This window comes from Chryseobacterium sp. DZ-32 (assembly GCF_059587025.1).
Genome location: NZ_JCAIOM010000016.1, coordinates 86512 through 106460 on the forward strand (window position 1 = coordinate 86512; position 19949 = coordinate 106460).

Below are 19949 nucleotides of genomic sequence, written 5' to 3' on the forward strand. Positions count from 1 at the left end.
TTTAAACTTACCTAAGCGGACAAAATGAAAGCTTTTGTGCCTTTTGCGGTTTCATAAAGATTAGGCGTCTTTATAAATAAACTATTCGAAAAAGAAAATAGCCTGATAACAATTACCAGGCTATTTCTATTTGTTAAAACGATATATTAAGAAGCTACCACTCCTTTGAAAGAAAGTGTTTTAGGAGTTTTGCTGTCGCTGGTAGTAACATTTACTGTCTTCATAAAAGGCCCTACTGTTGCTGCGTTATAGCTGGCTTCCACAAATCCTTTTTTTCCTGGCTGGATAGGAGTTTTTGTGTAATCAGCAGTTGTACATCCGCATGAAGGAGCTACATTCTGAATAATGATTGGTTTTGAACTTGTGTTTGTAAATTCAAATCTGATCAATTTTGGTTTACCCTGAGGAATATTTCCTACATCGATAGATTCTGATTTCCATTTAATAGCATCAGCAACCATTTTTACGATAGATGGAGCATCTGTTGTCAATACATTCGCATAAAACGGAGAGAACGCCAACACGGCTAAAAGAGCTGTAATTTTTAATTTTTTCATGAGTATATATTTTAATATTTGAAACTGACTATGTTCTTCTATATGACAAATGTAAAGCAGACAATGATTATGGCTTGTTAACCGCTGTCTAACATTTGTTAATGAGTTGTTAATAGTAAAAGATAAATAGATATTTTTGGATAATATTGTTTCAGGAAATGAAAATAAAAAGACTCAATATTATTATCACGCTGGGATTCGTCGCTATTATCGGAATTTTAATAGCACAATTGATGTGGACGATACAGGCTTATAATCTTGAAGATAAAAAGTTTAACCAAAAGGTCAATATTGCCTTAATGGAAGTCGCAGAAAAACTCTCAGGAGGAAAGACATCCTATACCGAAAATCCGGTACAGAATATTGCCAATGATTATTATGTGGTGAATATCAACAATGAATTTCACCCTGTTGTGCTTGAATATTATCTGAAAACAGAGTTTACCCGCTTCCAGATCAACACAGATTATGTGTATGCATTATACAATTGCCACAGCGATAAAATGATCTATGGAAAATACATGACCTCTCATCAGGAAAGTCCCGGCAGCAAGGTAATCAATTTTCCGAAGCATAAAAATCTGATCTATTACTTTTCCATACGCTTCCCGGACAAAACTACTTACCTGATCAGTTCATTACGGTTCTGGTATCTCCTTACATTTGCCCTTATCATCATCCTTCTGGTGTATGTATATTCTATCTACACGATCATTCAGCAGAAGAAGTTCTCGGAGCTGCAGCGTGATTTTATCAATAATATGACTCATGAGTTTAAAACACCTTTATCCTCCATCCTGTTAGCATCAGAAGCGCTTAATAAACAGGAAATGGTACAGGAAAATTCTAAACTGCAGACCTATACCTCTATTATCATCAATCAAAGCCACAAGCTCAATAGCCACATTGAGAAAATATTGAATATTGCTAAAAATGATGCGACAGTACTGTCATTAAAGCCTCAAAAGATTCTGCTACTCCCTTTTATTCAGGAGATTGCAGACAATGTACAGCATAAAAACAAGGACCTCAGCATTGAGATTGATATTGAAAACAGTACTTCGGTAATGGCAGATGAATTTCACTTTACGAATATCATTTACAACCTGCTGGATAATTCCATCAAGTATTGTGAAACAAAGCCTGTGATTAAAATTTCAGCTTATAAAGATTCAAAAGGCTTATATTTAAAGTTTAAAGACAACGGAATGGGAATTCCTGCTAAAAATATTCCTCATATTTTTGAAAAATTTTATCGGGTACATACCAAAAGAAGTGAAGAAGTAAATGGTTTCGGACTGGGATTATTTTATGTAAAAAAAGTAGTTCAGCAGCATCATTGGAAAATTTCTGTAGAGAATAATGAAGACAAAGGAATTACTACAACGCTCTTCTTTCCGTTTTCAAATTAATCATGTGTAAGTATGGAGAAATCTAAAATTTTATATGCCGAAGATGATAAAACAATAGCTTTTCTGGTGGAAGACAGTCTGGAAAGTTATTATGATATCAGCTGTTATTCTGATGGAGAATCTGCGTTGGAAGCATTTAACAGCCAGGATTTTGATATCTGCCTTCTGGATATTATGATGCCTGGCATGAACGGATTTGAGGTGGCACAGCGAATCCGCAGTAAAAATGCTGAGGTTCCGATTATTTTTATCTCTGCAAAAGCTTTAAAAGAAGATAGAATTAAAGGGCTTAAAATTGGAGCTGATGATTATCTGGTAAAACCGTTCAGTATTGAAGAACTGATGTTGAAAATTGAAGTTTTTCTGAAACGCACTAAGAAATCGGATACTTCCCCTCTACAATATAAAGTGGGCAAATATGATTTTGATCCAAAAAATTACACCCTGAAAGGTGCGGAAAACAATATTACCCTTACCCAAAGAGAATCTGATCTTCTTTTATATTTTATCCGCCATAAAAATCTGGTGGTTAAAAGGCAGGACATTCTAAAGGCCATCTGGGGTGATGATGATTATTTCATGGGACGGAGCCTCGATGTTTTCATTTCCCGGCTGAGGAAGGTACTGGCTGAAGAACAGAACATAGTAATAGAAAACCTGCACGGAATAGGTTTCCGTTTTTCTGAAAAAGAGTAAATAGCCCTCAACTAATTTAAAACACAACAGAAAATGATGATTTTAATTAATTTTAAACTTTGAAAAATTGTCATTAATGAAAAATCGCAAGTCTATTGTTTTTCTTTCTCTAGCATTTTTAAGTGCAAACTTTCATGCCCAAAAATTTGAAAAATTAATACAATATGTCAATCCTCTGATCGGAACTGAAAAGATGGGACATACTTATCCGGGAGCCACCGTTCCTTTTGGTGCCGTACAGCTAAGCCCTGAAACAGACACCATTTCCTATGAACTCAATGGAAAATACAATGGTGAGGTTTATAAATACTGCGCCGGCTACCGTTATGAAGATAAAACCATAGTGGGATTCAGCTCTACCCATTTCAGCGGTACAGGACATTCTGATCTGGGAGATTTTCTGGTAATGCCTACTGTTGGAAAACTTCAGTTGAATCCCGGAACAGCAGCTAACCCTGAAAAAGGCTACAGAAGCAGATTTTCACACCAGAACGAAACAGCAGAAGCCGGATATTATAACGTAAAACTGGATGACCACAATATTCTGGCAGAGCTGACAGCAACTCCAAGAGTGGGAATTCACCGTTATACTTTCCCAAAATCTGACCAGGCTCACATTATTCTGGATCTGATGGCTGGCATTTACAATTATGACGGAAAAAATGTATGGACATACGTTCGTGTAGAAAACGGAAATACCATCACAGGTTATCGGCAGACCAACGGCTGGGCAAGAACCAGAACGGTTTATTTCGCCATGAAGTTTTCAAAACCTTTTAAATCTTACGGTCAGCAAAACTATGATGAAAAGCAGGTTTACAAAGGATTCTGGAGAAAATTCGACCAAAATAAAAACTTCCCGGAGATTGCAGGAAAGAACCTGAAAATGTATTTTGATTTTGATACCAATGAAAATGAAGCGATTGAAGTAAAATTGGCCATTTCTCCGGTAAGCCAGACCAATGCTCTGGAAAATCTGGAAAAAGAAGCCGGGAATATGACTTTTGATCAGGTTAAAGCTATAGCCCAAGACAACTGGAACAAGGAATTAAATAAAATTGTCATCAAAGGTTCTGATACGGAAAAGACTAACTTCTATACAGCAATGTACCACACCTTTATCAATCCCACCACTTATATGGACGTCAATGGAGAATATAAAGGACTGGATCAGAATGTTCATAAAGCAGATGGCTTTACCCATTATACAACCTTCTCTCTGTGGGATACTTACCGCACGCTTCATCCTTTCTTTAATATCATTCAGCCTAAACGGAATGGTGACATGGTAAAATCTATGATGGCTCATTATAGTCAGTTTTCAATGAAAATGCTGCCCATCTGGTCACATTATGCTAATGACAACTGGTGTATGAGCGGATACCACAGTGTAAGTGTTGTTGCTGATGCTATTATTAAAGGAAATTATACGGGTGATCCTGAAGAAGCTTTGAAAGCATGTATAGAAACAGCAAATAAAAGAGATTACGAAGGCATAGGACAATATATTGATCTTGGATATATTCCGGCTGAGAAAAACGGAACTTCAGTTTCCAATACCTTGGAATATGCCTATGATGACTGGGCGATTGCCCAGCTGGCAAAGCATTTAAACAAAACAGATATTTACAATCAGTTTATTAGACGGTCTGAAAACTGGAAAAATAATTTTGACAAAACTATCGGTTTTATGCGCCCACGTCTGGCAGATGGAAGTTTTAAGAAAGATTTTGATGTATTAAGTACCCATGGACAGGGCTTTATTGAAGGGAATTCATGGAACTACAGTTTCTTTGTCCCGCAAAATCCCGATGAACTGATCACGATGATGGGCGGAAAGAAAAAATTTGCATCCAAACTGGATGAGCTGTTCACCATGCATTTACCTGATGAATTCTTTGCAGACACTGAAGATATTACCCGTGAAGGAATTATTGGTGGATATGTTCACGGAAATGAACCGGCTCACCATGTTGCGTATTTTTATAACTGGGCAGGACAGCCGTGGAAAGCACAGGCACAGATCCGCCGTATTCTGGAAATGCAGTATAAAGCAACACCGGACGGATTGGGCGGAAATGATGATACCGGACAAATGAGTGCATGGTATATTCTGAGTTCATTAGGTTTCTATCCTGTAGCTCCTGGATCAGAGAACTATTCTATCGGAAGCCCGGCGATTGATCACGCTGTACTGAATCTGGAAAACGGAAAAACTTTTGAAATTGAAGCAATCAACCAAAGTCCGGAAAATGTGTATGTTCAGAAAGTTCTTTTGAATGGAAAAGAGATCAAAAACTTTACATTGAAGCATTCTGAGATCATGAACAGTGGGAAGTTGACATTTTATATGGGAAATAAGGCGAAAAAGTAAAAAGGCGAATGAGCTGGAATTTGAACATTCACAGTCTTTTAATTAAATAAGTTTTGGCTCTAAAGCCAATGGAAGGTTAAATATAAAGTGAGCGGGCTAAAGCCCGCTCCTATTGATTATTTTCCTGAACATTTTTCGTTGTATAATTTAGTTCCTTCTGTTTGCTCCAGATCCTTCAATCTTTTTAATGCTGTGCAAGCAACATCTGTTTTGTTTTGTGCTGTTGCAATTGAAGCAATGTTGTACAATGCTTCTGTATTTGTATTATCGTCTTCATGAGCCTTATTGAAGAAGTAAACTGCGTTATCAAATTTTTGACTGTTAATGGCTTTTAAACCCTTATTAAAATTTTCTACAGACACAAACTTATCTTTTATTCTCACTACAGTTTTTTCATCTTTTTCAAAAGAAACTTTGCCAAAAAAAGCAATACTACCGGCATCACCATCTTCTAATTTAACGTTGAGGTAGTACGGAATAATAATTTTTTCAAAGCTCTCAAAACCTGTCAGATCCCATACTTTATAATCTTTTTCCAGCGCTGTTTTGAAAAATTCAATAGCTGTCTGATTATCTTTAGTCTGCTTTTTAGAGTCCACTGTTACTTCAACTTTTTGTTTTTTAGGAAAAATTCTGATTTCTCCTACTGTCTCAAAATTCAGAGTATATTTCTTTTTAGAATAACTTTCAAGAAGTTCAAAATTTATTCCTCTTTTTAATGATGGCATTGCGTTTCGGGAAGTAATTACAATCGAATCGCCAGTTGCTTTATCCGTAAAATCTTTCAAAACCTCAGAGGTTTTTACAAACCATCTCTTTCTTATTTTATCAGGAAAAGTAACACCTTCTGGTTTTTCTATAACAATTAATGAATCGGATGTCAACTTTTCAATTTCATAAATTGGCTTATCAGCTATCCTTATTACATTTTTTTCGATCTTAACATTCACACAACTTTTCCTCTCCGAATACCAAGGATCAATATATTCACAAAGGTTATTCCCATTAATTTTCCATAGTAAAAAACTGGATGGTTTTTGAAATAAATCCCTGCTTCCATCTAACATGCTGGATTTTACACTTGTCCATGACGAATTTGAAAGTAACCCTGTATTTATTTGTGAACTAAATTGCAAAGAAATTGATAGAAATAACAATAAAAAGAGTTTGTACATAGGTATTAATTATTTTTTGCGCGAAGCTACATAAATTTAAAATATCTTGAAACTTAAAAGAGTGTCTAGCTAATCATTCGCCAATCTTTAATAATCTTCCAGCTTAGTTTTGGCTGAAGCCAATGGAAGGTTAAATATAAAGTGAGCGGGCTAAAGCCCGCTCCTATTGAATTATAATAATCTCAGATTAATCTCTAGGTTCAAAAAGTAGTCTCTCTCCAAATTTCTCTTCTGCAATTGTACCATTGTTATACACCAAATGACCATTGACAAAAGTATGGGTAACCTTAGAGTGAAAATTCATCCCTTCCAGTGGGCTCCAGCCACACTTGTAGAGTAGATTGTCTTTGGAAACCGTCCAATCCTGATTTAAATCTACCAAAACAAGATCTGCTTTATATCCTTCTCTTACAAAACCTCTTTTTTCAACTTTGAAAAGAATCGCAGGATTATGAGCCATCTTTTCAACGATTTTCTCAAGGGATATTTTACCGTTTTTATAGTTTTCAAGCATTACAATCAATGAATGCTGTACCAAAGGTGCACCAGACGGACATTTTGTATATACATTATTCTTCTCTTCTGCCGTATGCGGAGCGTGGTCTGTAGCAATCACATCTATTCTGTCGTCCAGTAATGCTTCCCAAAGGGCATCTTTATCTTTTTGGGTTTTTACAGCAGGATTCCATTTGATGAGGCCTCCTCTTGTTTCATAATCCTCATTGGTAAATGTAAGATGATGAACACATACCTCAGCAGTGATTTTTTTGTCTTTTAGAGGAATATCATTTCGGAAAAGTTCCATTTCCTTTGCTGTTGAAAGGTGGAAAACGTGAAGTCTCGCCCCTGTTTTTTTCGCAAGCTCTATCGCCTTGGATGAAGATTTATAACATGCCTCTTCACTTCTGATCAGGTGGTGGAATTTTACAGGAATATCATCTCCATATTCATCCATATATTTCTGAGTATTGGCTCTGATGGTAGCTTCATCTTCACAGTGCACAGCAATCAGCATTTTGGTATTACTGAAAATGTTTTCCAGAGTTTCAGGATTATCAACCAGCATATTTCCTGTAGATGATCCTAAAAATAACTTGATTCCCGGAACATTCCTAGGGTTCGTTTTCAAAACTTCCTCCAGATTATCATTCGTTCCTCCCATCATAAAACCATAGTTGGCATATGCTTTTTGGGAAGCAATCTCATACTTGTCTGCCAATAGCTCCTGGGTAACAGCGTTTGGAACAGTATTCGGCTGATCAATAAAACTGGTGATCCCTCCGGCAATGGCTGCTCTTGACTCGCTCTCAATATCGCCTTTATGAGTAAGTCCAGGCTCACGGAAATGCACCTGATCATCTATTACCCCGGGAAGAAGATATTTACCTGAACCATCAATAATCTGATCCGCGTCTTCAGAAATGCCGGCAGCTATTTTAGAGATTAAATCATTTTCTATCAGGATATCGCTTTCAAAGACTTTTCCTTCGTTGACGATATTTACATTTTTTATAAGAACTTTCATTTCAATTTATTTCGCCGTAAAATTAAGATTTTAAGTTTTAATTCACCCCAAAATCGCAAAACGAATGCTTAAAGTTTTACATTTGCAAAAAAAAAATTCGACTTTGTATAAGAAACTATTAGGACAGACAGCGGTATATGGACTTAGCTCCGTACTAGTCCGTATTTTTCCATTTATCATTGCACCCATCGTTACAAAGGCTTTCGGACCAGCTGCTTCGTCACCGTTTGTAGACTGGTATTCCATTGCAGGTGTAATTACGGTATTGCTTACACATGGGATGGAAACTTCTTTCTTCCGATTTGCACAAGAGGATAACATTGACAAAAAAACATTGATTTCAACCTGCTCAATGAGTATCATCAGTATGGGGTTAATTTACCTTATTCTGGGATATGTATTCAGATTTCAGCTTGCTGAAGCTTTTGAAACTCCTGATCAGGTCAATTTTCTAATCATATTCTTATTTATTCTCTCATTGGATGCATTTTCCACCATCCCATCTGCTATATTGAGGTTACAAGGAAAACCCTTCAAATATATGCTTTCCAAGGTAGCCGGCTCCCTGGTTTACTTTTTACTGGTTTTATTCTTCATCAGATGGCTTCCTAAACATCCTGAGGGAGTACTTGGGTTAAAATATAATCCTGACTTCGGAGTCGGATATGTTTTCGTTGCCAATCTCATCCAAAGTATTATCACTCTTTTGATTGTAGGAAAAGAATTTTTCAGCTTCAGTATATCCAAATTCGATTTCGGACTGTGGAAAAGAATTATGAACTATTCCTGGCCGGTAATGATTGCAGGACTGGCTGGTATTGTAAATCAGACATTAGACCGACAATTCTTAAAATACCTCCTTCCTGAAGAAGAAGCCCGTCATCAGATTGGAGTATATGGAGCAGTTTACAAGATTGCTACCTTTATTACTGTGTTCAGACAAGCCTATCAATTGGGTATTGAACCTTACTTTTTTTCAAGTTTCAAGAACAAGGATTCTCACAAGACCTATGCCGTACTGATGGATATTTTTGTGGTATGCAGCTGCATCATTTATATGGGACTTATGGTAAATCTTCAATGGATTTCTGAAAAATATTTAAGAAACCCCCTCTACTATGAGGGAATTGAAATCATTCCATTTATCATGCTTGGAGCTCTGTTTCTGGGAATCTACCTTAATCTTTCTATATGGTATAAGTTATCAGACCAGACAAGGGTTGGCTTATATATTTCTGTTATAGGAGCTTGCATCACCATTCTTATCAACTTCCTGTTCATTCCTCAATATGGATATTGGGCAAGTGCCATAGCAGCACTGATTACATTCATGTCTATGATGATCATTTCCTATGTATGGGGACAAAGGCAGTATCCTATTCATTATAATATAGGTAAAATAATGATTTATCTGGGATTTACCATTGTTTGTTCATTGGTTTCTTTCTATTATTTCAGAACTAATTATCTGGTAGGTAATCTATTCCTTATCTTATTCCTGGCTTTGATAGTATTCAAAGAAAAAGCAATAGTATCCAAAATCATAAAAAGATCTTAAACTTTGGTCTTTATTTTGCTTGTAAACAAACCTGTTGTTAATTTAAACAATTATTTAAAAAGATATAAATCATAATCTCTTAAAGGCTTTAATTATTATCTTTAACCTAAATATCAAAAACAACTAATAAAACATCTTTTATACATATAATTTATGAAAATTATTGTCCCTATGGCTGGACGTGGTTCCAGATTACGTCCACATACACTGACAGTTCCAAAACCTCTTATTCCTATTGCAGGAAAACCTATCGTACAGAGATTAGTGGAAGATATTGCTAAAGTTGCAGGAGAAAACATTGAAGAGGTAGCTTTTATCATCGGAGATTTTGGCCCTGAGATCGAAAGATCCCTTATTCAGATTGCTGAAAAGCTGGGAGCAAAAGGAAGTATATATTATCAGAACGATCCTCTTGGAACTGCTCACGCCATCAAATGTGCGGAACAATCTATGCAGGGAGATATCGTTATTGCCTTTGCAGATACTCTTTTCCGTGCAGATTTCCAGTTGGACAAAAATTCTGACGGTGTAATCTGGGTGAAAAGTGTTGAAGATCCATCAGCGTTCGGAGTCGTAAAACTGGATAATTACGGTTTCATTACCGACTTTGTTGAAAAACCAACGACTTACGTTTCAGATCTTGCTATCATTGGAATCTATTATTTCAACAGTGCTGAAAAGCTGATGGAAGAAATCAATTATATCATGGATAATGATATTAAAAACGGCGGCGAATACCAATTAACAACCGCTCTTGAAAACCTCAGAGCTAAAGGTGCCAAGTTTACCCTTGGAAAAGTAAACGACTGGATGGATTGCGGTAACAAAAATGCTACAGTAGAGACCAACAGCAAAATCCTTGAATATGAAAGAGAAGCAATGACTCACTATCCTGCTTCCGCTGTGATTGAAAATTCTTTGATTATTCAGCCTTGCTTTATTGGAGAAAATGTAAAAATCTCCAATTCAAAAGTAGGACCTGGCGTTTCTTTAGGAAACAACACAACTGTTGTGAATTCTAACATTGAAAACTCCCTGATTCAGGAAAACACAAGAATTAATCACGGGAACCTTTCAAATTCTATGATCGGTAATTCCGCACAGTATTTTGGGGTTGCCAGAGAAATATCTTTAGGTGATTATTCCGTGTTAGATTTTTTATCTAAATAAGGATAGGAAATATTTAACTTAAACATCATATCATCAGGCCACACAAAATGTTTTGTGTGGTTTGGCGTTAATATTGCAACGTATTTTTTAATTAAAAGATAAATACATGAAAAACTGGATCCCATTTCTTTTATTGCTTCTTGCCTTATCATCCTGTAAGACCCGTAATACTGCCCAAAGTGATACTGATCATACACGGGATAGCATTAATGGTACAAAAAATATAGATAATGGAAATCCAAAAGATGTTAATGAACCGGTGAGAGACAAACTCACGTTTTATGAACATGTATTGATCCCACCCAAATTTGAACAAATCAAAATAGACAGCAAAGTAAGAGTAGAAACAGGAAGCTATGTTCCTACACTGGACGCAACCATCTATATTGAAAATGATAAAAAGGTGTGGATGAATCTGAGAGCTTTGTTCATCAATGCTGCCCGCGGTATTGCCACTCCGGAAGGAATAAAAGGCCAGGATAAGATCAATAAAACTTATATAGATTCCGATTTTGACTACCTTAACAATCTTCTGAACGTTAATTTTATTGATTATAAATCATTGGAAAAGATCTTACTGGGGAGAACTTTTGTAAAAATCAACGACAGACAGTTTGATCTCACTCAAAATGCTCAGGGTTTTAAAATGGTTTCCAATACCAATCAGAAAATCGTAACGGATGAAAAAAACAGGGAGTATAAGGTGGCTCTCCAATACGACACCAATTACGATTTGTTAGCCGTGAATTTAAAAGATATTCTTTCATCAGACGAACTCGATGTTTCTTATAGTGACTGGAATGAATACGAAGGAATACGCCTTCCGAAAAATGTTAAAATAATTATAAAAGGCTCAAAATCTAGTCAGATTTTACTGGAAAACACGAAATTTGACTTTTCGAGGATGGAAACACCTTATTCTGTACCATCCAGTTATAAGAAAATTGAGATTAAATGATTAGAAAATTTAGCTTTTTAATAGGTGTTTTGATGTTCGGACTGCACCAGGGACAGCAGACCAAAGAACAGCTGCAGAAGCAGAATGCCGAACTTAAAAAACAAATTGCACAAATAAATACCGATTTAGCCAAAACCAGAAGTGAATCTAAACTTTCCGTAGCCTACCTTTCCAGTGTCAACCAAAAACTGGTGTTAAGAGAAAAGGTTTACAATAATACGCAGAAAGAAAAAAGATTCATTGAGGATGATATTTATTTACGTCAGCTGGAAATCAACCGTCAGAATAAAGAACTGGCAGTTTTAAGAAAAAACTATGCTGAAGTTTTGGTGAATGCTTATAAAAACAAAGGAGTACAGAACAAAGTAACTTTTATTCTTTCTGCTAAAAATTTAGGAGAAGCCATACGAAGAGTTCAGTATCTGAAACAATACTCAGACTATCAGGATAAAAAAGCAGCTGAAATCACAGATGCTGCCAATCTCATCAAAAAGACCATTGCCCAAAAGCAAAATTCTGTAAAAGCGAAAGAATCCCTTTTGATTAACCAGCAGAAAGACCTGGCAACCATCAATGCTGAAAGAGCTCAAAAAGAACAGTTGGTAGCTGAATTCAAGAAAAACGAATCCAAGCTGACTGCTGAACTTAAGCAAAAACAAGTTCAGTCTAAAGCATTGGAAGGACAGATCAGAGCTATTATTGCAGAAGAGATCAGAATTGCAAAAGCAGAAGAAGAAGCCAGAAGAAAGGCAGAAGCAGAAAAAATACGTTTGGCAAAACTGGCTGCTGAAAGAGAAAAAGCAAGAATCGAAGCGGAAGCTAAGGCAAGAGCAGAAGCCCTTGAAAGAGAAAGAAGACTTGCAGAAGCAGAAGCCAAGAGAGCTGCAGAACTTGCTGCAAAAAGAGCTGAAGAAGAAAGGAAGCGTAATGAAGATGCCGCGAGAGCCGAAGCTAATGCAAGAGATGAAGCCAGAAGAGTAGCTGCTAAAAAAGCTTCAGACGAAGCCAATGCAAGAGCTAAAGAAGCTGCAGATAAATTAGCTGCCGCAAGAGCAGCAGAAGCAGCGCTTACAAAAAGAAAAGAAGAAGAGAAAAGGGCAGCAGAGACCAAAGCCATGACAAGCTACGGAGTTTCCACCGCTACAGGAAGCAGTTTTGCAGATAACAGAGGTAGATTAGGCTATCCTGCAGACAGAGCCGGACAAATCACTCACCGTTTCGGAAGACAGCCGCACCCGGTTTTCAAAAATATTACTGAAGAAAACAACGGGATCAAAATTTCTGTTCCTTCAGGTGCACGTGCAAAATCTGTGTTCCCGGGATCAGTATCTTCGGTACTGGCTAATAATGACGGAACCAAGACCGTTATCATCAAACACGGAAGTTATTTTACCATTTATTCCAACTTAGGAAATGTAAGTGTTTCCAAAGGGCAACAGGTTTCATCAGGAACTCCGGTAGGTACGATAGCTCAGGATTTTGATGGTGCTTATACGCTTGATTTCCAAGTATGGAACGGAAGTACACCAGTTGATCCATTAGGTTGGATTTCATATTAAAAAAAGTGTAACTTTGCAAAAATTTTAAGAGATGAATACACTAACAATACTTGCCTTATCTTGGCAGCACATCCTTATCGTAGCAATACTTTTGGTATTACTTTTCGGAGGAAAGAAAATCCCTGAATTAATGAGAGGAGTTGGTTCAGGAATCAAGGAATTTAAAGATGCAGTAAAAGAAGAAGACAAACCAGGTTCTGAAAACAAATCGGCTTCCAATAATAACAATTCTTCCAGCAACTAAAATTCCTTAGAATTAATGAAATTTACTGAGACTGCATGGAAAGTCTTCAATCAAGCTATTGAAGACTATCACGTGTCTGATGACGTTAACACTCTAATTAATAACCCGTTCGAAAAAGATAGTTTGGAACGGATTTTGTATGCAAAGAACTGGATTGATACCGTTCAATGGCATTTGGAAGATATAATTAGAGATGAAAATATTGATCCGGCTGAAGCTCTTCAACTGAAGAGAACAATAGACGCTTCCAATCAAAAAAGAACTGATTTGGTAGAGTATATTGATGGCTGGTTTCTTAATAAGTTTGAAAATATAACTCCTAAACCTGAAGCAAAAATAAATACAGAAACTCCCGCTTGGGCAGTAGACAGGCTATCAATTCTTGCATTAAAGGTTTATCATATGTCGTTAGAAGCTAATAGAGAATCCGCTTCTGAGGAACACAGAAATAACTGCCAGGCTAAACTGGACGTTCTGCTTACTCAGAAAGAAGACCTATCAACTTCTATAGATCAGTTGCTTGCTGATATTGAGAACGGTAACGTTAAGATGAAAGTGTACAAACAAATGAAAATGTACAACGATGAAAGTCTTAACCCAATCCTTTATCAAAAAGGGCAACAAAAATGAAACGACTATTTTTCTTTGGAGTACTTATCATATTAACATCTTCCTGCGCATCGGAGAAGCTTAATCTTTCTCCGTTGTCAAATAATTTTTACAGTGATGCTAAAGGGTCTGATTCAGACAGAAGCTCTAAGAAGAATTTTAATATCAATATCAAACAGAATGTCAATGCTTCTGAAATTTCAAATATGATCTCCACTTTTCCTAAGTTTAAAAACAACGGATTAAATGATGAGATTACCAGTTTGAAATACAGTCTGCAGAATTATTTATATGCTATTGATGCCAGCAATTCTGCCGGAAAAAGCAGAGCCCTTAAAAGCTTCGAAAAATCATACAAAAAAATTCAAAAGCTAAGGCAGAATCTTGACAGAGACGACGATGAAGTTCTTAACAGATATCTGGTACGTTTAAAAACCAATATTTCTGTTATTGAAGATACTTTGCCAGGAAGTTAAAAACTAATTGAACTATCAATGATTAAAATTCAGGCGGAAGCCAATGTTCCCACAGAGCACGGCACTTTCCGAATGATCGCTTTCTCCGAAAACGAAAACGACTGGATGCCGCATATGGCCATCGTTGCTGAAAATACAGATTTTTCAAAACCGGTCAATGTTCGTTTCCATTCAGAATGTATTACTGGAGAAGTTTTCCATTCAAAAAAATGTGAATGCGGCCAACAATTGGATGCTGCAATGAAATATATCCATGAAAACGGTGGAATTATCATCTACCTTCGCCAGGAAGGAAGAAACATCGGGATCATCAACAAGCTTAAGGCTTACTCACTACAGGAAAAAGGATTGGACACCGTACAGGCCAATCTGGAGCTGGGACTTCCTGCAGATGACAGAAACTTTGGCGTAGCCATTGAAATTCTTAATCTATTGGATGTAAAAGATATCAATCTACTCACCAATAATCCTGAAAAGGTAAAATATGTGGTAGACAGCAATATTCACCTTAATTCAAGAGTCCCATTACAGATTCCTGCGAATGAAATAAGCAAAGGATACCTGCAAACAAAAAAAGATTTCTTTGGACATCTTCTTGATGACAATGATAACTAATAAAAATAAAGCCTCAGAATAAATACTCTGAGGCCTTTTAATTTTTAATATACTGCTAAAAATACAGGCTTTGTATAAACAGATACCAAGTAGACACTTTGTATCATTTTCTATTATAAATCAAAAGCCCCGAGAGAATTTCTCCCGGGACTTTTTTAATTATAAAAAACTGAAAAGATATTTCTTAGTATTTAGTTACAATTTTAGACTCGTCAATATTGTAATATTTGATTACACTTTTATAATCGTTGTAATCTACGGCAGCACCTTTTGCCATTTTTGCACCACCAGTTCCTGTTCCATTTGCAGGAAGAATAAGAACTCTGAATTTTTTATTCTGATAGTATGATGGGTTAGCTGTTAAGCTGAATGTATTGGTAGAGTTAATATTAATGGTAGCAGCATACTTACTGAATTCATAAATATAATCTACAGCATCGTTATTTCCATTACCTACATAATAAGTATAAGGAAGAAGTTTCCATACAGGAGAATCTCCGTCAGTACCAATCTGCATATAAATAAGCACCATGTCGGATTGTACTAATGGCTTGTTAAAGTCATCACTCCATCTGTAAAGATTATCAGTAACTTTTGTAAAAGTAGGAGATATATCAAATGATTGGTTTATGGTATCATAATCTGTTCCTTGTACTACAGTATCATCATTATCACAGCTATAAGCAGTAAAACCTACAGCCCCAAGGAATAAAAAGAGAAGTATTTTTTTCATTTTTATTAAAGTTTAGTTATTATTTATATTGCGTATTCAAATCATATACCAAAAATTTCAAAAACTTTGTTTTCCTCACTTTTTTAATTGTATTTTTGTTCTTATTCAAAAAGTCATGAAGAAATTATTATATACTTCACTCTTTATTGCTGCCTTGATAAGCCCTAAGGTGAAAGCCCAGTATCAGCCAAAAAATGCTTCTAAGGAGGATCTGAAAAAAGCTCAGCAATGGGTTGATATTACTTATAAAAATCTTTCTCAGGATGAAAAACTGGGACAGCTTTTTATTGTGGCATTGTATACCAACAGAGGGGAAGATTATATCAGCCAGGTAAGAAATATCGTTACGAATGATAAAATAGGCGGTCTGATTTTAATGCAGGATGATGCAGCAAGAGAAATTAACCTGGTGAATGAATTTCAGCAAAAGTCTAAAGTTCCTTTGATGATCGGGATGGATGCAGAATGGGGGCTCTATCAGCGAATTGCTACTGCCCACAAATTTCCATGGGCCATGACATTAGGCGCTATCCAGGATAAAAATCTTGTGTATCAGATGGCCGCAAAAATTGCAGAGGATTGCAAAAGAATGGGGATCAACTGGGATTTCGCGCCTGTAGTAGATGTCAACACCAATCCTGATAATCCGATTATAGGAAACAGAAGTTTCGGATCTGATGTGAATAATGTCATCACATCAGCCCTATCCTACTCCAACGGTCTTCAGGATAATAATATTTTAGCGGCTATAAAACACTTCCCGGGACACGGAGATACCAGTACAGACTCTCACCTTGATCTTCCGGTAGTTCCTCATGGTATTGAAAGACTTGACGCTGTGGAACTTGCTCCTTTCAAGGCACTGATGAATAAAGGAATTGGCGGTGTAATGGTTGCTCATTTATATGTTCCAAGCTTAGAATCAGAAAAAGGAATTCCGGCCTCTGTTTCTAAAAACATTATTACAGGAGTACTGAAAGATAAACTGGGCTATAAAGGTTTAATCATTACAGATGCATTAAATATGGGCGCTGTAGCGAATAAATACCAGCCGGGCGAACTGGATGCCATGGCCTTTAAAGCGGGAAATGACATTATGCTTTTCTCTCAAGGTGTTTCTGAAGGTAAAAAACTAATCCAGAAAGCTATTGATAAAGGAGAAATTCCACAATCCAGAGTGGAAGAAAGTGTTAAGAAGATCTTGCTGACAAAATATTTTCTTGGTCTTACCCAATACAATCCTAAAAACCCTGAAAACATCAATAAGGATTTAAATAATGATTCTCACACCCAATTGGTACAGAATCTTTATTCCAATGCCCTGACTTTATTAAAAGACGAAAAGAAATTACTGCCACTTACAGGGAAACAGATTTATTATGTTCCTCTTGAAGAAGCTCCTTACCAGACTTTTGCCAACAGATTGGGTAACAATGTTATCATTAAAAAAGCAGGAGAAATTAATACAATTCCAGCTGGTTCTACAGTTATCGTAGGTTTCCATAAGGATAATTCAACAGCTTATAAGCCATATAAAATCTCAGCAGACTCTAAAAAAGTACTTTCTGATCTTACCAAAAATCAAAATGTTATATTGAATGTTTTCGGAAGTGCTTATGCCTTAAAGGATATTGATATTTCAAAAGTTTCAACCGTTCTTGTTTCTTATGAAAACAATGATGATTCGATGAATGCTGCAGCTGATGCTTTAACCGGAAAAACAAAAATCTGGGGAAAACTTCCTGTACTGGTTAACGACAAGTTAAAACCGGGAATGGGTATAGAACTTCCTATGGCAACCTCAACAAAAACCAAATAATACAAAATTAAAACAATAATAATCTAATGAAAATAGGCATACTTTGCTATCCCACCTATGGAGGAAGCGGAATTGTAGCAACAGAATTAGGAATGTCTTTGGCCAACAAAGGCTATGAAGTACATTTCATCAGTTCTGCACTTCCTGCAAGATTAGATATCACCAACCCGAATATTTTCTTTCACAGGGTCAATGTTCAGACGTATCCGCTTTTCCAGTATCAGCCTTATGATATTGCGTTAAGCTCTATGATTTATAGGGTTGTTAATCTTTACAAACTGGATCTTCTTCACGCACATTATGCCATTCCTTACGCATATGCCGCTTTTACGGCAAAACAAATGCTCAAGGAAGACAATAATGATATTCCGTTGGTCACTACATTACACGGTACAGATATTACCCTTGTAGGGCAGCACCCAAGTTATAAACACGCAGTAGAATTTTCGATCAATCAGTCTGATGCTATTACTTCAGTTTCTGAAAGTCTGAAAAAAGATACCCTTCAGTTTTTCAATATCAAAAAAGAAATTCAGGTGATTACCAATTTTATTGATAATTCCGAATTTGATGACTGTTCTGAGTGCCAGAGAACCCAGTTTGCCAATCCGGATGAAAAAATCCTGATCCACGTGTCTAACCTTCGTCCTGTAAAACGTGTAGACGAAGTACTGCAGATCTTTAAGAATGTGGAAAGAAAAGTGAAATCCAAGCTGATTATCATTGGTGAAGGCCCTGATATGGAAAAAGTAAATCAGTTCCTTGAAGAAAATCCTGAGCTTATTTCCAAAATCCGCCTTTTAGGAAAGGTAAATGATTTGTATAAAATCTTACAACTTTCAGATGTATTTCTCCTGCCTTCCGAGCAGGAAAGTTTCGGTCTTGCAGCTTTGGAAGCTATGGCTGCGTATACTCCGGTTATCAGTTCCAATGCAGGAGGAATTCCTGAGGTGAATATTCAGGGGGAAACCGGATATCTGGCTGAAATCGGAAATGTAGAAGCTATGAGCAACTATACCATCAAATTGTTGAGCAATGATGAACTTTTAGCCAAAATGAAGCAAAATGCGAAAGATCAGGCAATAAAATTCGATTTGAAAAACATTCTTCCTATCTATGAGAAAATGTATAGAACAACCATAGAAAATTTTAATAAGGAGCTGACGAAAGTATAATATTTCTATTATATTTACGTCACACTTATGACGGAAAAACTACTTCAATATCTTTGGAACTATAAGGTTTTCAAAAATTTTGACTTCAAGGATATTGAAGGAAATTCCGTTGAGATCATCCATTTTGGAAAATGGAATAAAAATGCTGGCCCTGATTTTATTGATGCTAAAATCAAAATCAACGGCTTACTTCTCGCAGGAAATATAGAACTGCATGTACGCTCTTCAGACTGGATTTTCCACAATCATTCCCAGGATCCCAATTACCGGAATATTATTCTTCATGTGGTATTCCAGCACGACATAGAAATTCGTGAACTTACAGTAAAGCAAGTTCCAACATTGGAATTGCATAGTTACATTGATGAAAATATCATCTCGAAATATGAAAAACTGGTTGATGGAGAGGAATTTATTGCCTGTGAAAAAATTTTTGATCCGAAAAAATTACCCGTCAATTTTCATGAAGAAAGCATCCTGAAAAAACTGGATGAGAAATCTTCAGAGCTTGAACAGAGCTTACATCAATATAAAAATAATTTTGAAGCCGTTTTATTTCACAGTTTTGCCTACTCATTCGGTTTAAAAGTAAATGCTTCTATTTTCCGGCAGATTGCGGAAAGTATAGATTACAGTATTATCAATAAAATACGTCAGAATCCTCTTCAGCTTGAAGCCTTATTATTCGGAATTTCAGGATGGCTTGACAAACCACAGGACGGGCAGATGAAAATATGGAAAAAAGAATTCGATTTTATTAAGGCAAAATTTTCCATTTCTGATTTAAAATTTCATCCTAAGTTTTTAAGACTGAGACCACCTAATTTTCCAACAATCCGGTTGTCACAATTGGCTGGCCTGTACAGGCAGCAGAATTTATTTTCAAAAATCATGGAAGCAAGAAGTGCAGAACAGCTGTACACTATTTTCAGCTCCGTAAAAGCTTCTGAATATTGGGATTTTCATTTTAATTTCGGGAGTATTTCCAAAGTACAGCCTAAAACACTGAGCCAAGATTTTGTTGATCTTCTCATTCTGAATTCCATACTTCCTTTACAATATGCTTATCACAGATATCATAAGGAAGACATTGCAGATGAAATTATTGCGCTTTACAAGACAGTTTCCGGAGAGAAAAACACCATCATTACGAGCTGGAAAAAACATGGATTAAAGGTCACCAATGCGTTGGAAAGTCAAAGCCTTATTTATCATTATAAAACCTATTGTGAACCGAAAAACTGTTTAGCCTGCACCATCGGCTATAAACTTTTAAAAGAATAACCTTATCCGG

18 protein-coding genes are annotated in these 19949 nt (G+C 36.3%); 14 read left to right on the forward strand and 4 right to left on the reverse strand.

Translation table 11 applies throughout. From position 1 onward, the window contains the following. Positions 1–146: 146 nt before the first annotated feature. Positions 147–557 (reverse strand): DUF1573 domain-containing protein, encoded by a 411-nt coding sequence (locus tag AC59HC_RS17430; protein WP_202840441.1) that lies wholly within the window; start codon positions 555–557, stop codon positions 147–149. Positions 558–715: 158 nt separating this feature from the next. Here AC59HC_RS17430 and AC59HC_RS17435 point away from each other — a divergent pair, with 158 nt between their 5' ends. From AC59HC_RS17435 to AC59HC_RS17445, 3 genes are all read left to right on the forward strand, one after another. Continuing rightward, positions 716–1969 (forward strand): sensor histidine kinase, encoded by a 1254-nt coding sequence (locus tag AC59HC_RS17435; RefSeq protein WP_496559059.1) that lies wholly within the window; start codon positions 716–718, stop codon positions 1967–1969. 12 nt (positions 1970–1981) lie between these two features. Next, the gene (locus tag AC59HC_RS17440) at positions 1982–2665 is read left to right on the forward strand and encodes a response regulator transcription factor (protein ID WP_202840439.1); all 684 of its coding nucleotides are present in this window, start codon (positions 1982–1984) and stop codon (positions 2663–2665) included. Between the two features lie 76 nt (positions 2666–2741). Next, positions 2742–5039: a GH92 family glycosyl hydrolase gene (locus AC59HC_RS17445; protein WP_496559060.1), complete on the forward strand. Its 2298-nt coding sequence runs from the start codon at positions 2742–2744 to the stop codon at positions 5037–5039. Between the two features lie 116 nt (positions 5040–5155). On the opposite strand, the gene AC59HC_RS17450 is transcribed toward AC59HC_RS17445, so the two are convergent. Both AC59HC_RS17450 and AC59HC_RS17455 read right to left on the reverse strand, forming a co-directional pair. Further along, the gene (locus AC59HC_RS17450; RefSeq protein ID WP_202840437.1) at positions 5156–6214 is read right to left on the reverse strand and encodes a hypothetical protein; all 1059 of its coding nucleotides are present in this window, start codon (positions 6212–6214) and stop codon (positions 5156–5158) included. A gap of 187 nt (positions 6215–6401) precedes the next feature. Continuing rightward, positions 6402–7739, reverse strand: a complete 1338-nt coding sequence (locus AC59HC_RS17455; RefSeq protein ID WP_343641105.1) for a dihydroorotase — start codon at positions 7737–7739, stop codon at positions 6402–6404. A 103-nt stretch (positions 7740–7842) separates the two neighbouring features. Here AC59HC_RS17455 and AC59HC_RS17460 point away from each other — a divergent pair, with 103 nt between their 5' ends. The 8 genes from AC59HC_RS17460 (at position 7843) to ribA (ending at position 14928) form a co-directional block, all read left to right on the forward strand. Beyond that, positions 7843–9297, forward strand: coding sequence for a lipopolysaccharide biosynthesis protein (locus AC59HC_RS17460; RefSeq protein ID WP_202840435.1), 1455 nt, complete (start codon positions 7843–7845; stop codon positions 9295–9297). 153 nt (positions 9298–9450) lie between these two features. Continuing rightward, positions 9451–10467 (forward strand): sugar phosphate nucleotidyltransferase, encoded by a 1017-nt coding sequence (locus AC59HC_RS17465; RefSeq protein WP_110010644.1) that lies wholly within the window; start codon positions 9451–9453, stop codon positions 10465–10467. 106 nt (positions 10468–10573) lie between these two features. Beyond that, the gene (gene lolB1 / locus AC59HC_RS17470) at positions 10574–11425 is read left to right on the forward strand and encodes a lipoprotein insertase outer membrane protein LolB1 (protein WP_343641100.1); all 852 of its coding nucleotides are present in this window, start codon (positions 10574–10576) and stop codon (positions 11423–11425) included. Beyond that, positions 11422–12984, forward strand: coding sequence for a peptidoglycan DD-metalloendopeptidase family protein (locus AC59HC_RS17475; RefSeq protein ID WP_343641098.1), 1563 nt, complete (start codon positions 11422–11424; stop codon positions 12982–12984). The genes lolB1 and AC59HC_RS17475 overlap by 4 nt, the downstream gene beginning before the upstream one ends. Before the next feature lie 31 nt (positions 12985–13015). Further along, positions 13016–13228, forward strand: coding sequence for a twin-arginine translocase TatA/TatE family subunit (locus AC59HC_RS17480; protein ID WP_076596910.1), 213 nt, complete (start codon positions 13016–13018; stop codon positions 13226–13228). Between the two features lie 15 nt (positions 13229–13243). After that, positions 13244–13858 carry a DUF4254 domain-containing protein gene (locus AC59HC_RS17485; RefSeq protein ID WP_002981819.1) on the forward strand — a complete coding sequence of 205 codons (615 nt, stop codon included), beginning with the start codon at positions 13244–13246 and terminating at the stop codon, positions 13856–13858. Continuing rightward, positions 13855–14313 (forward strand): hypothetical protein, encoded by a 459-nt coding sequence (locus AC59HC_RS17490; RefSeq protein ID WP_062672271.1) that lies wholly within the window; start codon positions 13855–13857, stop codon positions 14311–14313. The genes AC59HC_RS17485 and AC59HC_RS17490 overlap by 4 nt, the downstream gene beginning before the upstream one ends. Positions 14314–14331: 18 nt before the next feature. After that, positions 14332–14928 carry a GTP cyclohydrolase II gene (gene ribA / locus AC59HC_RS17495; RefSeq protein ID WP_034695719.1) on the forward strand — a complete coding sequence of 199 codons (597 nt, stop codon included), beginning with the start codon at positions 14332–14334 and terminating at the stop codon, positions 14926–14928. 184 nt (positions 14929–15112) lie between these two features. Here ribA and AC59HC_RS17500 read toward each other — a convergent pair whose 3' ends face one another. Continuing rightward, a complete protein-coding gene (locus AC59HC_RS17500) occupies positions 15113–15661 on the reverse strand; it encodes a hypothetical protein (protein ID WP_202840427.1) in 549 nt (182 codons plus the stop codon). A 115-nt stretch (positions 15662–15776) separates the two neighbouring features. Here AC59HC_RS17500 and AC59HC_RS17505 point away from each other — a divergent pair, with 115 nt between their 5' ends. Genes AC59HC_RS17505 through AC59HC_RS17515 form a run of 3 tightly spaced genes read left to right on the forward strand, consistent with a single transcriptional unit; the run spans position 15777 to position 19939 of the window. Next, positions 15777–17480 carry a glycoside hydrolase family 3 protein gene (locus AC59HC_RS17505; protein ID WP_202840425.1) on the forward strand — a complete coding sequence of 568 codons (1704 nt, stop codon included), beginning with the start codon at positions 15777–15779 and terminating at the stop codon, positions 17478–17480. A gap of 26 nt (positions 17481–17506) precedes the next feature. Then, positions 17507–18655 carry an N-acetyl-alpha-D-glucosaminyl L-malate synthase BshA gene (bshA, locus tag AC59HC_RS17510; RefSeq protein ID WP_079240311.1) on the forward strand — a complete coding sequence of 383 codons (1149 nt, stop codon included), beginning with the start codon at positions 17507–17509 and terminating at the stop codon, positions 18653–18655. A 27-nt stretch (positions 18656–18682) separates the two neighbouring features. Continuing rightward, positions 18683–19939, forward strand: a complete 1257-nt coding sequence (locus AC59HC_RS17515; protein ID WP_496559061.1) for a DUF2851 family protein — start codon at positions 18683–18685, stop codon at positions 19937–19939. Positions 19940–19949 lie beyond the last annotated feature (10 nt).

Excerpts from the sequence above, each read along its gene's own strand:
- AC59HC_RS17435 (WP_496559059.1), top strand. The coding sequence starts at position 716 with ATGAAAATAAAAAGACTCAATATTATTATCACGCTGGGATTCGTCGCT.
- AC59HC_RS17485 (WP_002981819.1), top strand. The coding sequence starts at position 13,244 with ATGAAATTTACTGAGACTGCATGGAAAGTCTTCAATCAAGCTATTGAA.
- lolB1 (WP_343641100.1), top strand. The coding sequence starts at position 10,574 with ATGAAAAACTGGATCCCATTTCTTTTATTGCTTCTTGCCTTATCATCC.
- AC59HC_RS17480 (WP_076596910.1), top strand. The coding sequence starts at position 13,016 with ATGAATACACTAACAATACTTGCCTTATCTTGGCAGCACATCCTTATC.
- bshA (WP_079240311.1), top strand. The coding sequence starts at position 17,507 with ATGAAAATAGGCATACTTTGCTATCCCACCTATGGAGGAAGCGGAATT.
- AC59HC_RS17465 (WP_110010644.1), top strand. The coding sequence starts at position 9,451 with ATGAAAATTATTGTCCCTATGGCTGGACGTGGTTCCAGATTACGTCCA.
- AC59HC_RS17490 (WP_062672271.1), top strand. The coding sequence starts at position 13,855 with ATGAAACGACTATTTTTCTTTGGAGTACTTATCATATTAACATCTTCC.
- AC59HC_RS17445 (WP_496559060.1), top strand. The coding sequence starts at position 2,742 with ATGAAAAATCGCAAGTCTATTGTTTTTCTTTCTCTAGCATTTTTAAGT.
- AC59HC_RS17515 (WP_496559061.1), top strand. The coding sequence starts at position 18,683 with ATGACGGAAAAACTACTTCAATATCTTTGGAACTATAAGGTTTTCAAA.
- AC59HC_RS17455 (WP_343641105.1), bottom strand. The coding sequence starts at position 7,739 with ATGAAAGTTCTTATAAAAAATGTAAATATCGTCAACGAAGGAAAAGTC.
- AC59HC_RS17450 (WP_202840437.1), bottom strand. The coding sequence starts at position 6,214 with ATGTACAAACTCTTTTTATTGTTATTTCTATCAATTTCTTTGCAATTT.
- AC59HC_RS17430 (WP_202840441.1), bottom strand. The coding sequence starts at position 557 with ATGAAAAAATTAAAAATTACAGCTCTTTTAGCCGTGTTGGCGTTCTCT.
- AC59HC_RS17505 (WP_202840425.1), top strand. The coding sequence starts at position 15,777 with ATGAAGAAATTATTATATACTTCACTCTTTATTGCTGCCTTGATAAGC.
- AC59HC_RS17475 (WP_343641098.1), top strand. The coding sequence starts at position 11,422 with ATGATTAGAAAATTTAGCTTTTTAATAGGTGTTTTGATGTTCGGACTG.
- AC59HC_RS17500 (WP_202840427.1), bottom strand. The coding sequence starts at position 15,661 with ATGAAAAAAATACTTCTCTTTTTATTCCTTGGGGCTGTAGGTTTTACT.
- AC59HC_RS17440 (WP_202840439.1), top strand. The coding sequence starts at position 1,982 with ATGGAGAAATCTAAAATTTTATATGCCGAAGATGATAAAACAATAGCT.
- ribA (WP_034695719.1), top strand. The coding sequence starts at position 14,332 with ATGATTAAAATTCAGGCGGAAGCCAATGTTCCCACAGAGCACGGCACT.